11 protein-coding genes are annotated in these 14969 nt (G+C 43.6%); 5 read left to right on the forward strand and 6 right to left on the reverse strand.

The annotated features are described in order from the left end of the window. Positions 1-49: 49 nt before the first annotated feature. From FN124_RS27790 to FN124_RS27800, 3 genes are all read right to left on the reverse strand, one after another. Positions 50-658, reverse strand: a complete 609-nt coding sequence (locus FN124_RS27790; RefSeq protein WP_142688042.1) for a Crp/Fnr family transcriptional regulator — start codon at positions 656-658, stop codon at positions 50-52. 116 nt (positions 659-774) lie between these two features. Then, the gene (locus FN124_RS27795; protein WP_142688043.1) at positions 775-1236 is read right to left on the reverse strand and encodes a PA2169 family four-helix-bundle protein; all 462 of its coding nucleotides are present in this window, start codon (positions 1234-1236) and stop codon (positions 775-777) included. Between the two features lie 121 nt (positions 1237-1357). Continuing rightward, a complete protein-coding gene (locus tag FN124_RS27800) occupies positions 1358-2158 on the reverse strand; it encodes an MBL fold metallo-hydrolase (RefSeq protein ID WP_142688044.1) in 801 nt (266 codons plus the stop codon). 59 nt (positions 2159-2217) lie between these two features. Here FN124_RS27800 and lgt point away from each other — a divergent pair, with 59 nt between their 5' ends. Genes lgt through FN124_RS27815 form a run of 3 tightly spaced genes read left to right on the forward strand, consistent with a single transcriptional unit; the run spans position 2218 to position 4926 of the window. Continuing rightward, the gene (lgt, locus tag FN124_RS27805) at positions 2218-3081 is read left to right on the forward strand and encodes a prolipoprotein diacylglyceryl transferase (protein WP_221887930.1); all 864 of its coding nucleotides are present in this window, start codon (positions 2218-2220) and stop codon (positions 3079-3081) included. Next, positions 3068-4009, forward strand: a complete 942-nt coding sequence (locus FN124_RS27810) for a CobW family GTP-binding protein (RefSeq protein ID WP_142688045.1) — start codon at positions 3068-3070, stop codon at positions 4007-4009. The genes lgt and FN124_RS27810 overlap by 14 nt, the downstream gene beginning before the upstream one ends. 47 nt (positions 4010-4056) lie before the next feature. Continuing rightward, positions 4057-4926, forward strand: coding sequence for a DUF4846 domain-containing protein (locus FN124_RS27815; RefSeq protein WP_142688046.1), 870 nt, complete (start codon positions 4057-4059; stop codon positions 4924-4926). An 880-nt stretch (positions 4927-5806) separates the two neighbouring features. Here the strand turns inward: FN124_RS27815 and FN124_RS27820 are convergent. Further along, positions 5807-6493, reverse strand: coding sequence for a transposase (locus FN124_RS27820; protein WP_142688047.1), 687 nt, complete (start codon positions 6491-6493; stop codon positions 5807-5809). 215 nt (positions 6494-6708) lie between these two features. Here FN124_RS27820 and carA point away from each other — a divergent pair, with 215 nt between their 5' ends. Next, the gene (gene carA, locus FN124_RS27825; RefSeq protein WP_221887931.1) at positions 6709-8346 is read left to right on the forward strand and encodes a glutamine-hydrolyzing carbamoyl-phosphate synthase small subunit; all 1638 of its coding nucleotides are present in this window, start codon (positions 6709-6711) and stop codon (positions 8344-8346) included. A 54-nt stretch (positions 8347-8400) separates the two neighbouring features. Beyond that, a complete protein-coding gene (carB, locus tag FN124_RS27830; RefSeq protein ID WP_142688048.1) occupies positions 8401-11628 on the forward strand; it encodes a carbamoyl-phosphate synthase large subunit in 3228 nt (1075 codons plus the stop codon). Positions 11629-12094: 466 nt separating this feature from the next. On the opposite strand, the gene FN124_RS31270 is transcribed toward carB, so the two are convergent. Beyond that, positions 12095-13603: a TlpA family protein disulfide reductase gene (locus FN124_RS31270; protein ID WP_221887932.1), complete on the reverse strand. Its 1509-nt coding sequence runs from the start codon at positions 13601-13603 to the stop codon at positions 12095-12097. Between the two features lie 10 nt (positions 13604-13613). Continuing rightward, positions 13614-14963 (reverse strand): RagB/SusD family nutrient uptake outer membrane protein, encoded by a 1350-nt coding sequence (locus tag FN124_RS27840; RefSeq protein WP_142688049.1) that lies wholly within the window; start codon positions 14961-14963, stop codon positions 13614-13616. Between the last annotated feature and the right edge of the window lie 6 nt (positions 14964-14969).

Consider the following 14969-nt stretch of genomic DNA (forward strand, 5'->3'; position numbering starts at 1 on the left):
ATCTTTTTTGATACAAAACTATTGCTGGGAAAATTACGCGGCTGTGATCTCAGTCACAAAAGGTGCGGCGCTGGTCCAGGAGGTATAACCGCGCCCTGCTCAAGGCTTCCCGGCTGGTATACAGGTAGCGTGCAATATTGGTCAGCGATATTTTCTGTATGATGGCGGGGCGTCTTTCCAACAGGAACCGGTAACGCTGCAGTGGTGTTTTCAGGGAAAGGATATACTGATGCTCGGATTGCTGCTCCAGCAGTTCCTGGTACAGCTGCAGGTTTACATGCAGCAGGTTCATATGTAGATCGTACAGGGGTTGCAGCTTTTTGATATTTATTCTCAGCACTACCGCGTCTTCCACGGCAATAATGCTGACAGCGGAAGGTGCTTTCCTGTTATAGCTTTCACAGTTGGCAAGAAAATCATCGGCGAAGCCGAACTTCACTATTTTTTCATTTCCATCCTCATCAAGTATAGAAAATTTAAACATGCCGGAGATCACAAAAGCAGAATACCGGGCAACTTTACCGTACCTGAGGAAGGCGTCTCCTTTTTTAATGTGCTTTACAGTGGCAATACTATCCAGTAACTGCCATTCTGCCTGGGTTACTACCGGGTATTTTTTCATGAGACGATCATACCAGGCGGGCAATACTTGATCCATGTCGGCAATTGTTTGCCTGCAAGATAATGAATCGTATTTATTTTCAAACCACCAGCAAAAGAAGCAGCAGGGACGTTCCTGCTGCTTCCAATGATGATATGTATACACTATCTGCTTTACTTAGCCTGGTCCCGTAATGCTTTTATTTTATCGTGTGAGCGCTTCAGTTCCGCTTTTTGCTGGGTCAGTAATTCCCTGATGTAAGCCGGCAGGGCCTCGTGTTCTATAGCATCTTTATAAGCCCTTTGTGCGGCGTCTTCTCCTGCTTCGCAATTGGAAAGCACTGTTTTGCGGTCATGCCCGGTAAAAACGGCTTTTACATCCATCCAGGCGCGGTACACTTTACCGCTGGCGGTGGTACCGGGTTCCATTGTTCCGCCGTTGGCCTGCACTTCATTACCGAGGATATTTCTAAGCTGGTGGCTTTCTGCAATCATATCGGTAAAGAGCGGCTTCAGATCACTGCTGTCTGCCTCCAATTCCTTTAATGCTTTTTCATAACCTGCAATACGGTCATTGTTGATCGCGATGAGGTCATTCAATACTTCATTGGTAGCACTTGTTGTTATATTTTCCATGGTAATTTTTTTTAGATGTACCATGTACCAGCCATAAAACATGCCAGTAACGATGCCTCCACCTAATTGTATCATTGACAGGGGAAATGCTGTATAAAGTGTTTAACAGGTGTGGAAGCGGCTAATCATTCTGTGGCAGAACTTCGCAGGTATGCTGAACGGAAATGTGGTAAACGGCTGTTTCCGCAAAGCGGGAGGCTACCACGATGTGCGTGCCGTTGGCGTGCTGGTCAAAAAGTTCCTGTACCAGTGCAGGGTTGTTATTATCGCGGGAAAGATGAGAGAGGAGGAGATGGCTCATAAACGGCGGCCGGTGGGTGGTAAATATTTCAAGCGCCTGTTTATTGGATAAATGCCCTTTCCCTCCGCGGATGCGTTTTTTCAGGTAGTAGGGGTACCGGCCTTTATCGAGCATTTCCTCATCGTAATTGGCTTCCAGGAATGCGGCATGGCATTGCTGAAAATGACGGATCACATGTTCGCAGGGCGCGCCGATATCGGTGAACACCCCGATGGTAACGGCGTTGCCGGCTACAATAAAACTATGTGGCTCGGAAGCATCGTGATGTTTGGGAAAGGCGGTTACAGACAAGGTACCAATCTGTACCGGTTCATAGGGGTTAAACGACATTACCAGTTGCTGCTCCAGTGTAAGACCACCATGTACCATGGTAGTATTGGTAATATACACCGGCAGGCGGTATTTTTTTGCCAGTACGGGTACGCCCCTGATATGATCTATATGTTCGTGTGAAATGAATATCGCTTTTACCTTATTCATGGAAAGCCCCAGGCGGGCCATCCGCTTTTCCGTTTCCCTGCAGGAGATGCCCGCATCCACCAGCACGGCTTCACTGTCGTTGCCTATGTAATAACAATTCCCGTTGCTTCCCGAATTCAATGATGTGATAAATAGCGACATGCGGCAAAGGTAAAATTTCAGGTTGAGATTTGCATCCGCAGGTGTTTATAAATGCAACTGTGTTGCAGATTGTTTTTTTTATTATGTTTGTATGGTTTAACAAACTGGCAGTGACACTCTTTTTGCATTGGGGCATTTCCCCGGAAATATTCCGTATTGGCGGTTTTGCACTGCGATACTATAGTTTGGGCTTTATGCTGGCCTTTGCGGCCTCGTATATGGTATTGTTGTACGTGCTCCGGCTGGAAGGGCGGCCCCGGGAACTGCCCGACCGCCTGCTGGTGTACATCATAGCCGGCACCCTGGCGGGTGCGCGCCTGGGGCATTGTTTGTTTTACGACTGGGCTTATTATAAACAGCATTTTTGGGAGATGATCCTGCCATTTGCCTTTCCTGATGGCCGGATCACTTTCACGGGCTACCAGGGACTGGCAAGTCATGGCGGAGCCATAGGCATTGTGCTGGCTGCCGCACTTTTCAGTTACCGTTACCGCGTACCGCTGATGTGGTTGCTGGATCGCCTGGCGCTGGTGGTACCGCTGGCAGGTGCACTGATCCGGACGGGTAACTTTTTCAATTCGGAAATCATTGGCCTGCCAACCAACCTGCCCTGGGCTGTGGTATTTACACGGGTGGATATGCTGCCACGCCACCCGGCGCAGTTGTACGAGGCGTTGTGCTACCTTATCATATTCATATTGCTGTGGCGCCTGTACCGGAAGCATCCGGCGCCGGGCAAATTACTTGGCTGGCTGCTCACGGGCGTATTCAGCGCCCGCTTTCTGCTTGAATTTGTAAAGGAAAACCAGGTGGCTTTTGAAAACGGGCACCTGCTGAACATGGGACAGGTGCTCAGTATCCCGATGATCATACTGGGTATTTATTTTTTAAATTTTTATAAGAGAAAGTATGGAGAGAGATGAACGGGTTAAAGTATATATTTTAACGGGCTTCCTGGGCGCAGGTAAAACCACTGTGCTAAACAGCCTGCTGCAGCAGTTTGTAGGGCACAATAACATCGTTATTGAAAATGAGTTTGGGAAAGTGAATATCGACGCCAGCCTGATCACAGAAAAAATAGACCAGTTGTATGAACTTACCAGCGGTTGCATCTGTTGCTCGCTGGATAACGACCTGCTGGAGGTATTGGGCACTATCCTGCAAAAGGAGGAGCGCCCGGAGCATGTGTTTATCGAAACCACCGGGATAGCAGATGTGGGCAATATTATCGGTATGTTGCTGATGCCGGAGGTGCAGCGGCATTATACCCTGGTGAGCACCATTTGCATCGTAGATGCGGAAAATATTTTTGAGAGATTACAACAGGTGCCTGAGGCAGGTAAACAACTTTCCTGTGCCGATGTGATCATCATCAATAAAATAAAACACCTGGATATACCACAACTGATCTATCTTTCCCAACAGCTGGAGCAGATGAACCCGCTGGCCTTCATTACTACCTCGGAGGACGGCACTGTATTACTGAAAACAATAGAGTTCCCTGAAAAACCAATAGCCGCCGCTGTTGCAGCAGTAGCCCCGGTGAAGCATCCGCATAAAGTAAATACGGTGTTATTTGAATCGCCTGAGGTGTTTGACCTGAACATGCTGGTATTTGTGCTGGACTTTCATTTCAATGCGTACCCCGACCAGCTGTACCGCATCAAAGGATATATCCGCGTGAAAGACAGCCAGGAACGAATGCTGGTACAGTCAACCGGGAAATACCTGCACATACAACCGGCGGGAGGGTGGGGCAGCGCCACACCGGCATCTGCACTGGTATTTATCGGGCGGGAATTAAAAACAGCCACTATCCAGCGGATACTTGCACCGGCGCTGAAAAAATAATTTTATGGAAAATTCCGGAAAAAGCATCTACTCGGAAAACTGTTGCTATGATCAACGCCCGGAAATTAACCATACTATTGGTAGCTATCCTTATTTTTTCAGGTTGTTTCGTATATGCATGGCAGTATGGAACATCAGCTATGGCTGTCCCGGAAAATGAGCGGCCGTTTTTTATCGGGACGTATCCGCCTGCGGTAGTAGGCGCCCTTCCACTGCCAGGGGGATTTACACGCGTTCCCCAGCCCGCGGGTAGTTTTGGCGCCTGGCTGCGGGCTATGCCGCTGAAAAGGGATAACAGGGTATATCTTTATAACGGGCAGTTAAAAAACAACCAGGAGGCGCAATATGCCGTACTGGATATTTCCACGGGCAACAAGGATCTCCAGCAATGCGCGGATGCAGTGATCCGCCTGTATGCAGCATACCTGTACAACAGCAAACAGTTTGATAAGATCGCTTTTCATGCTACGGACGGTACCCTGATGGATTATACCAGCTGGATGAAAGGGGACCGGTTTGTACTGAAACAGAACCGTTTGGTAAAAGTACGGAAAGCCGCGCCCTGCAGCGGGCAGGACTGCTTCAGTAGGTATCTTGAAACTGTTTTTTCCTGGGCAGGCACTTTGTCGCTCAGCAAGGAGTTACTACCGGTAAAGGATACACGTAAAATACTACCAGGGAATGTTTTTATAAAAGGCGGCGCCCCGGGTCATGCGGTTATTGTAATGGATGTGGCAGAAAATGCCGTCGGTGAAAGGATGTTCCTGCTGGCACAGAGTTATATGCCTGCACAGAGCATTCATGTGCTGAAGAACCCAATGGGCGCTTCGCCCTGGTATAGTGCAGGTTTTACGGGGAAGCTGCTGACACCGGAATGGGTGTTTGATGCAAGAGAGCTGTCAAGGTTCCCGCAATAGAAGAGGGCGTCTCAAAAATAAAATGAGACGCTCTTTTATTTTTGCGCGCATATCAACTCGATTTGATATGTCAATAGCTCGGTAGTTATTTAAGCGGCCATCGATCCAATATTGAGGCATTTGGAGTATAGTTTAAAGCAAACAGAAATACAAGCCTAATTTATAGTGACCTCCGTTTGTTGCAGAACCAATCATATAAATGATAGCATAGTTATGCTCGTGCTCTAAATCCATCTGGCGAAATCGGATTATAATATTTTCTCATTATGTATATACCTTGTACAAAACTGACCGGTTACTGTAAATACCGTTTTATAAAACGGAGAATATTGAATAATTCAATCAGTGCTCAAAAATTCATTTAATAACATTCTGATTTATTAAACTAGTTTAATAGGCATGTTGATCAAAAATGCCTAATATTGGGTGTGTTGTGATCTTATATTATAAACTTTGGATGAAGAATGTAAGCTTTTAGTTGTAACCCTTTAACTCTACCTTTAATTAATTACTATGAGACTATTAATGCATGACGTAAAATTTATTTTTTGCTGTCTTGTGCCTATTTGTGTTCCTAATCAATGGGGGTAAAAAGCATAATTCCACTCCTACTACCGCGCTGAATCAGAAAGTAATTAATTTAAGGATGGAGGTGCAAAAGTTAAATATCGAGCAAATTGACATCCCGATTCAATGATACATTGAATATCAAATGGCGTCCTGACCGGGGGGCGTTACAAAAAATGAGACTATATAATGAAGGTAGGTCAAGTTAAACATTAACGCTCCCGTTTTTTGTGTTTTTTTTGTCAATAGTTCGGTAGTTATTTAAGCAGCCATCAATCCAATATTGAGGCATTTGGAGTATAGTTGTTTTATTTTATTGCATTTCAACTCCAGTCCTAAGTTTGAAAAAATAGTTTTCGGTCAGATGCTTGTTATAGAACCAGGTTTTAATACTGCGCATGGAGAAAGGAGTATTCTCCTTGTCGGGCAAACTGGCCCAACACGCTAACTTCGTTAATGACACCGTCATGATCGAAAAATTAAAATGGTTATATAATTTGGTTTCACTGACTGCCTGGCATTCTTCCAGTTCCATGTGTTGTTTGGCGTCCCGGATTAAAAATTCAATCTGGAAGCGTAAACTGTAGTAGCGTATGATCTTACCGGCTTCCATATCGGTGTCTGTACTTAATATGGTGTATCCTCCACTTGCTTTGTTTTGCAGGTACACTACCTTAACGATGCAGTTCAATGTTACCGATTTAGCGATCAACTCAAATACTTTAATATGATCATCCTGGTAACAATACTTCCAGCGGCGTTTATCTATATTTTTTACGTTCACCTTTCGGCCATTGGGGCGTCTCCTGCCTCTGCCTTTGTGCTGAGGCCCTTTGTAGATATACTGCAGGTTCGCGTCCTGCCACAAACGGGTGATGACCTGCAGTCCCATGCCCAGCACCGGAGCTATGAACGTTTTCTTCATAAAGTAGCCATCTACAGCCAGGTAAGAAGTATAAGACAACAGCCGCCCAGCATTATTCTTCTGTGGTTTGGTCATTTCACTAACTTGGTCTATACTTGTACTGATAAAGCTAATCGCTTTAATAAAGGTGGTAGAATCTCGTTTCGCACCAAATTTTACTGCCTTTTTCTTCCCTTTCTCCTCCTGTTAATATCTTTTGTAAAAAATTATTTTTATCCACGTTACTGCTCACCTAGTTTTTAAAACTACTGAACTATTGATTATTTACTAAACACCACAACAAAATCGACATGCACATTTTAAATTTATTTGTTCGACAACCCTTTTCCGAAACAAGTGAAGAGGAACAAAGAGTTATCCAAGAAGTGATGGATACCTTACAGCTTTTAGACTTAGGGAAACCATATAAGGTTAGGTTTCTAACCGACCTAGAAGCTGCGAATCAGCTCACCTTTAAACAATCCTTCGAAAAAAATACAGGGATTGAATTTACACCGAAAAATTTCCGGGATTACCGGCTGTCGTTGCTCGATGAAGCGGATGCTATGGTCGTTATCAAAACGGGCCTCAGTGAAAGTACTGCATTTGAAATGGCATATAACATTTTCAAAGGGAAAAACATTCCCATTTTTGTAGCGATACAAGACAAAACGCCAATTAAAACAACTTTGCTAAGGGACCTTAACGATATAGCCAGGATTAGCTACTGTAATTTTAAAACCTCCGATGATCTTATTAAACCACTACATGCTTTCTTTGAAAACGTGCTTGCCAAGAAGTCTGAGTCTGCCAGTAAACCTAAAAATGCACATCTTATTTTTAAGGATGGAAAGATATTTCACGGAAAAACATTCACCTCCGTTCCTAATGAAGAACGGGTTGCCGAAGTTGTTTTTAATACAGCCATGAGTGGCTATCAGGAAGTATTGACCGATCCATCATATTATGGACAAATGGTGGTAATGACCTATCCCATGATTGGCAATTATGGAATCAACGCTGAAGATGTCGAATCCTGCAAAATTTACCTGGATGCATTAATTGTAAAAGAATACACACCTCAGCCAAGTAACTGGCGAAGCACTAAAACATTAAAAGCTTATTTAGAAGAACACAACATTATTGGCGTAGAAGGTTTTGATACAAGGGCCATCACTCGATATCTACGAGAGAAAGGCGCCATGAAAGCATTGCTCACCACCTCCTCTGAAAGTTTAGAAATACTGGTGCAGAGGCTGAAACAAGCTGACGAAATTGTAGGAAAAAACATAGTGAAAGATGTTACTACGAGGACGAGTTTTAAATGGGATAAAAATCAATTTCCAGATTATAAAGTTGCCGTGGTTGATTGCGGAATCAAATATAACATCCTCCGGTTATTTGAAGGTAAGAATTGTGATTTGACAGTGTTTCCTTGTTCTGTAGATGCTAAAACTATTTTAGAAGGAGGCTTTGACGGGGTGTTTTTATCAAACGGGCCTGGCGATCCCGAACCCTTGATAGACGTGGTTGAATTGGTGAAAGAACTACTGGGAAAAATTCCTTTTTTTGGAATATGTCTTGGTCACCAGATATTAGGTCTCGCATTGGGTGCCCGAATAATCAAACTGCGTTTTGGCCATCATGGAGTAAATCATCCAATCATGAACCTATCAACTGGGAAGGTTGAAATTACGTCTCAAAATCATAATTATGCTATTGACCGCAATAGTCTTAATAAAGAGGAAGTAGAGATTACACATATAAATCTAAATGACCAAACTATTGCCGGTATCCGCCACAAAAAATACTCCGCATTCTCTGTCCAATATCATCCAGAATCTTCTCCTGGTCCGCACGATTCAAAATATCTCTTTGACTATTTTATCGACATGATGGAAAAAGAGAGATTGCGCACTATTGCAAAAGAGTCTCTGTTATCAATTTAAATGAAATCCAATACCAAATCTCTTAACTATCAACACGCAATTAATATTAAATTTATGCCCAAAAGAAAAGATATAAAAAGTATATTGCTTATTGGTCCCGGTCCGATTGTTATTGGTCAAGCCTGTGAGTTTGACTACTCTGGTACGCAAGCTTGCAAAGCCTTACGAGAAGATGGTTATAAGATTATTCTAGTCAATTCGAATCCTGCTACCATTATGACCGACCCGGATACGGCCGATAAAACCTATATCGAACCGCTCACGGTAGAAATATTGGAGAAGATCATTCAAAAAGAAAAACCCGATTCGGTGCTTCCTACTTTTGGTGGACAAACAGCATTGAATCTTGCCATGGATTTACATAACAAAGGCATTCTTAAAAAATACAATATTGAAATGCTGGGGGCAAAGCCTACATCTATTGCAAAAGCAGAAGATCGAAAATTGTTTAAACAGGCCATGTTGAACATTGGATTGGATTTACCCAAATCTGATGTTGCGAATACTTTGGAAGATGCGAAACAGGCGGCAATGCGTCTGGGGTATCCTTGTGTGGTGAGACCATCATTTACATTAGGTGGCACCGGTGGAGGAATTGCTTATTCAGAAAATGATTTGGAAACTATTGTAGCTGAAGGATTGAAAAGCAGTATAATCACTGAAGTATTGATAGAAGAATCCATCATTGGCTGGAAAGAATACGAACTTGAAGTGATGCGGGATAAGAATGACAATGTAATCGTTATCTGTTCCATCGAAAACCTGGATGCAATGGGTGTTCATACTGGTGATTCAATAACTGTTGCTCCGGCTCAGACACTTACAGATAAAGAATACCAGAAGATGCGTGATGCCTCTATTGCTATCATGAGAGAAATCGGTGTAGAAACCGGCGGTTCCAATGTGCAGTTTGCCGTGAATCCTAAAGATGGGCGGATGATTGTAATCGAAATGAACCCAAGGGTATCTAGAAGTTCTGCACTGGCATCAAAAGCAACAGGTTTCCCAATAGCTAAATTTGCAGCGAAACTTGCTGTAGGATATACACTCGATGAAATCCAAAATGATATCACTAAAAAAACGGTGGCCTGCTTTGAGCCTACTATTGATTATTGCGTAGTAAAAATTCCCCGGTTCAATTTTGACAAATTTCCAAAAGCAGAGTCAATACTGGGGACGTCTATGAAATCTGTTGGGGAAACCATGGCAATTGGCCGAACTTTTAAAGAAGCGTTTCAAAAAGGTCTTCGCGGATTGGAAACAAAAAGATATGGGTTGGGTTTTGACAATAAGGATATGACAGAAGTGACCGAGGAATTGTTAGTTGAAAAACTCAGTAAGCCCAATTCGGAAAGAATTTACTTTATTAAATATGCTTTGGAGAAAGGAATGAGTATTGATCAGCTTTATGCTTATACACATATTGACCCTTGGTTTTTGAATCAAATGAACCAGATTTTCAAAACTGCAACAAGTATTATTGCAGATGAGCAAAGTATTCGACGAGCAAAGCAATATGGGTTTTCTGACATACAGCTAAAAAACCTTCTCGGTTTTGGAAGCGAAATAGAAATGAGAACGATTAGAAAAAAACTTGGGGTGCTACCAACCTATAAATTGGTGGATACTTGTGCTGCAGAATTTGAAGCGTTCACGCCTTATTTTTATTCTACATATGAAGAGGATGATGAATCGAGAGTAACACTTAACCCGAAAGTGATGATACTTGGTGGAGGACCCAACAGGATTGGACAGGGCATTGAATTTGATTATTGTTGCGTGCACGCATCTATGGCCATAAGGGAAGAAGGATATGAAAGCATTATGGTGAACTGCAACCCAGAAACCGTTTCTACTGACTTTGACGTTTCTGATAAATTATATTTTGAGCCGCTCACGTTGGAAGATGTACTTAATATTTATGAAAATGAAAAGCCAATGGGGGTCATCATACAGTTTGGTGGACAAACACCATTGAATTTGGCCATCCAATTGGAGAAATCAGGAGTGAAAATTTTGGGGACATCTCCGGCTAATATTGATCTGGCGGAAGATAGAAAAAAATTTCAGCAACTCCTTCATAAAATAAATCTTATTCAACCTGCAAATGATACTGTAACCTCTTTAGAAGAAGCGTCAGATGCGGCAAAAAAAATCGGCTATCCCGTAGTTGTGAGGCCATCTTACGTTTTAGGAGGGTCATCTATGGAAATTGTATATAATCAAGAGGAACTAAAGACATATATGGGTAAGGCGCTGGCCATTTCTCCGGAACATCCAATTCTTATTGATAAATTTTTGGAAGATGCAATTGAAGTGGACGTGGATGCCTTGGCTGATGGAAAAGAATGTGTGATTTCTGGTATCATGGAACACATTGAAGAAGCTGGAATTCATTCCGGTGATTCGGCCTGTTCCCTTCCGACTTATTCGTTAAGCAAACAAATACTTTCCGAAATCCGAGAAGCTACCATTGCTATTGCTAAAGAAATACATGTGATTGGATTGCTGAATATTCAATTTGCCATTACAAAAGATAATCAGCTTTATGTTCTGGAGGTGAACCCAAGAGGGTCCCGTACAGTTCCATTTGTGAGTAAAGCAACTGGGGTTCAATGGGCAAAAATGGCAACGAAAGTCATTCTGGGAAAAAGCATTGAGGAATTAAAATTAAGAGAAGTTGTTCCACCTTATTATTCTGTGAAAGAAGCAGTATTTCCATTCAAGCGGTTTCCCGGTTCCGATATTTTACTCACTCCTGAGATGAAGTCAACAGGTGAGTCTATGGGCATAGCGGATACTTTTGGAATGGCTTTTTTGAAATCGCAAATAGGAGGAGGATATAATGTTCCTACTTCCGGAAATGTATTTATTAGCGTGGAAGAAAAATATATTCCTTCTATCGTTCCACTGGCGATGCAACTCACTGAACTTGGATTTGATATACTGTTTTCTCCTAAAACGCAAAAACACGTAAATAAAATAGTAGACGGTAGGTCTTGTCTTACCAATAATTCTATTGTGATTAGTTCGGACGAAGAAGGAGTTTCTGTGATAGATTATATCAGAGATAAGAAAATTAACATGATCATCAATATTTGTGTAGGCAAAGGGTCAATACAGGATGAAATGAATGTCCGCCAACAGGCTTTAATACATAATATACCTGTAATTACAACCTTACCTGCTGCAATGGCCACGGTAAATGCGCTTTCAGAATCATTTGGAAAAAATAGTTATATGAATGTAAGACCATTGCAAGAGTTATATCTGACAGAATAAATCTGTAGTAGATTGTATTGATCTGAAAAAAACGAAAAAGGTGAAGATGTAAACCATCCTAAGTATTGAATCAAAAATAAATGCGAGGTGCTGGCAACTTGCCAGTGCTTCGCTTATTTTGATCTTGTGGTTCATTAAAATCAGAAAAGTTATTGTATGCGGCCAATGCCGCATGCAATAACTTTTGAACTTTAGAACGTATAAGGGGTCAGAAAGCTATCAGAAATCAGAAAAGTACCCTGAAGTTCAGAGATGTCTTCTCCTCCAAATATCTACTTATTTCCTACTACCTGAAGTTAGAACTAGAGAACCTCATGCTGCATGAAAAGCTAAATCACCTCATCATCCGGCAACAGGAAGACATTATCGAAATCTAGAAAACGCAGCTGGAGCAGATGAACGGCATGATCCGGCACCTGGAAGGCAGGCAGGGGGAGGCCGGTAAATAAATGACATCCTCTTTTATTTATCCTTCCGTTAGTAATTTATCCAGCAATGCTTTCAATTCAGGATTGGAAGGCCGCAGCGCATCGGCACTTACAATTTTGCCATCCGGCGCAATCAGTATAAACCGTGGAATGGAATTGATGTTGAATTTTTGGATGAAGTCGGACCGGAAATCCTTATCCGCAAGCAACTGTATACCTTTCAGGTTTCCTTTCTGAACAAAATCTTTCCACTTTTGTTTATCAGCGGTTTTGTCTACCGACAGGCTCACAAACCGGATCTTTTTATGTTCGTAAAGCGCTTCTATCTTCGATAAATGGGGGATCTCCATTTTACAGGGGCCGCACCAGGTGGCCCATACATCTATATAAACATATTTCCCGCGTAAATCTTTCAGGGAAACTTTTTTACCGTTCACATCTTCATAAGAAAAATCAGGGGCAGGGGAATTATCGCCATAGGTATTGGCATTCCTGTAAATGTCCTGGATCTCTTTCAGGTGTGCGGGATGTTTTGCGCCGGCAACGTAATCTTTATACAAACTATCGCGCACCCGTTTATCCTTCAGCATTTTCAGCGCATTCTGTGTGCCGGTATACGTGTAGTATTCCAGCATAAAGGAATTCGTGATTTCACCCCTGGAAATATACAGGTCCATCAGGGTCCGTATGTTATTGTCTTTCACAGATGCTTCAAACAAATGCCTGTACTTTGTGTACTGGATAACGGAAAGGTAGTGGTCCAGCACTTCCCTGTACCAGGCAGATTGCTGGAACAATGCGGAATCGTTCTTATCCCAGTTGTTCATGGTGATATTATCCAGCAGCCTGCGCTCTGTGCTGTCGGCCCTTTTTACCCACATGGCGCTGCGTGCCTCAGATAAGCGGCGCTGGAAAGCGGTATCTGTGCGGTCGCCGGTTTCCATCATTTTATAGAAGGCTTCCTGTTTTTCCAGGTCTGTTCCGTAATACAGGCTGTAGTCGGACAGCACATATTTGGCATAGTAGGCAAGGTCCTTACCGGCCATCTCCCGGAAAAAAGCGCTGGGCGACTGGTCAAACAAATGTTGTCCATCTTTCACAAAAGCGTCCATTTTGCTGATAAATACTGGTACGGGGGTATACAAGGCTTCCTGGGCAAGCAACCGCTCCGGGGAAGTCTGTACATATCTGGACAGTGCTTTCCGTGCGTCTGAAACGGCATTGTTTTCAATGCTGCCTTTGCCGCTGAAGCGGTAAGTGCTATCTGGTCCCAGCGCAATCTGGAGCTGGTAGCCCGGTTCCAGGTACAGCTGCCCTACGCCGGTCAGGGAATAGAATCCTTTTGCAGGTAAGGTCACTTTGCTGCTAAAGGTACCGTCCCCATTTACGGGGATCAGCAGGTCGGCTCCGGTCATATTTTTCAGGTGCAGCGGCGTAGTAATATCGCTGCTGTTCAATTTGCCGGAAAGGGTAGTATTTTGTTTTTGTGCATCGGCTGTTGTGAACAGCAGTGTGCAGGGTATCAGTGCGAGAATAATGCTTTTCATGTAATAGTGATTAACGGTCATTTAATTGCATATCCGGGTTAAATTGTTGTACGCGGGCAGGGATCTGGAAAACATACTTTTTGCTGCCTGGTTCCAGCGTGCCTTTTAAGGCGCCGGTGCTGTTCACCCTGCGCTCTACCAAAGGCATACGCCCTTCGCGGTCCAGGCGCTTCATATCCATCCAGCGCAGCCCGCGGAAGGCCAGTTCCCGTCTGCGCTCTTCCAGCACTTTCTTTAACGCGTCTTCCTTATCAGTGGCCGACAGGGGCGTATAAGCATCTGTTTTGAACCGGTATTTCCGCAGTTCATTTACTACGTTCATGGCGGCTTCGGTTTGATTATCACGTGCCAGTACCTCAGCTTTTGTCAGGTACATTTCCTGGAAGGTAGTACCGAAATTGGAGTAGCCGTTTTCAGCGGAATAATAGTAATCATCCGGAGCGGTATCAAACGAATAGGCAAGAAAGAGCAACCGGAGATCGCCAGGTTGGTATAAAGTACTCAATCCACGCTGCATGCCCATCATAGAGGGGATCGTATAATCTGACGAAGCGCGTTGCCAGAGCACCTGTGGATTCATATCAGTTGGAGGAAAGGCATACGCATCTTCATAGTCATTGAAGTTGATCATGCTGTGCGGCGCGGTTAGCGCCAGGTCGGTATACTTTTTCGTGTTGGCATAATCCTGCATATAGAGATACACCCTTGACAGCAAACTATACGCAGCATATTTTGTAGGCCGGTATTTGTTGAGGTTGGTGAGCGGCAATGCAGCAATGGCATCTGTTACATTGGTAACGATGGTATCCAGTGTTGTTTGTACGGAAGACCGTGGCGGCGCTTTATCGGTTACATTGGTGCTTTGCACCAGCGGCAAACCGGGATCGTTGGCGGCAGTTGCGGGATTATATGCTTTTGCAAAAAGCGTCAGCAACATAAAATAGCAGTCTGCACGGATCACCAGGGCTTCTGCGAGTGTGGAGGCACGGGCGGCCGGTGTGCCATCTGTGGTGGCCATCACATTATTGATGATCACGTTGGCATTGTAAATACTGTTATACAGATCGCCCCATGCAGCGGGGCTTTCTTTTTCGTTCTGGTCGATCCCTGGCCGCCAGTAGTAAGCATTAGCTGCGGGCACAGTGCTCAGGTCATCAAATTCCTCGTAGTAATCGTCTGTGCAATATAACAAGGCAGGCGGAAATGTAAGGGTCAGTTGCCTGGAATTCAGCATCAGCTGGTAATCGCTCAGCTTCTCCGGGATCACGATCCCTTTTGGCTTTACTTCCAGGAACTTATCACAGCCGGAGAAACCGGCGGTTGTAAGTAAAAGGATAAAGACAATATTGATTGATCTCATAGATGA

The organism is Chitinophaga polysaccharea (assembly GCF_902150045.1).
Taxonomy (GTDB): domain Bacteria; phylum Bacteroidota; class Bacteroidia; order Chitinophagales; family Chitinophagaceae; genus Chitinophaga; species Chitinophaga polysaccharea_A.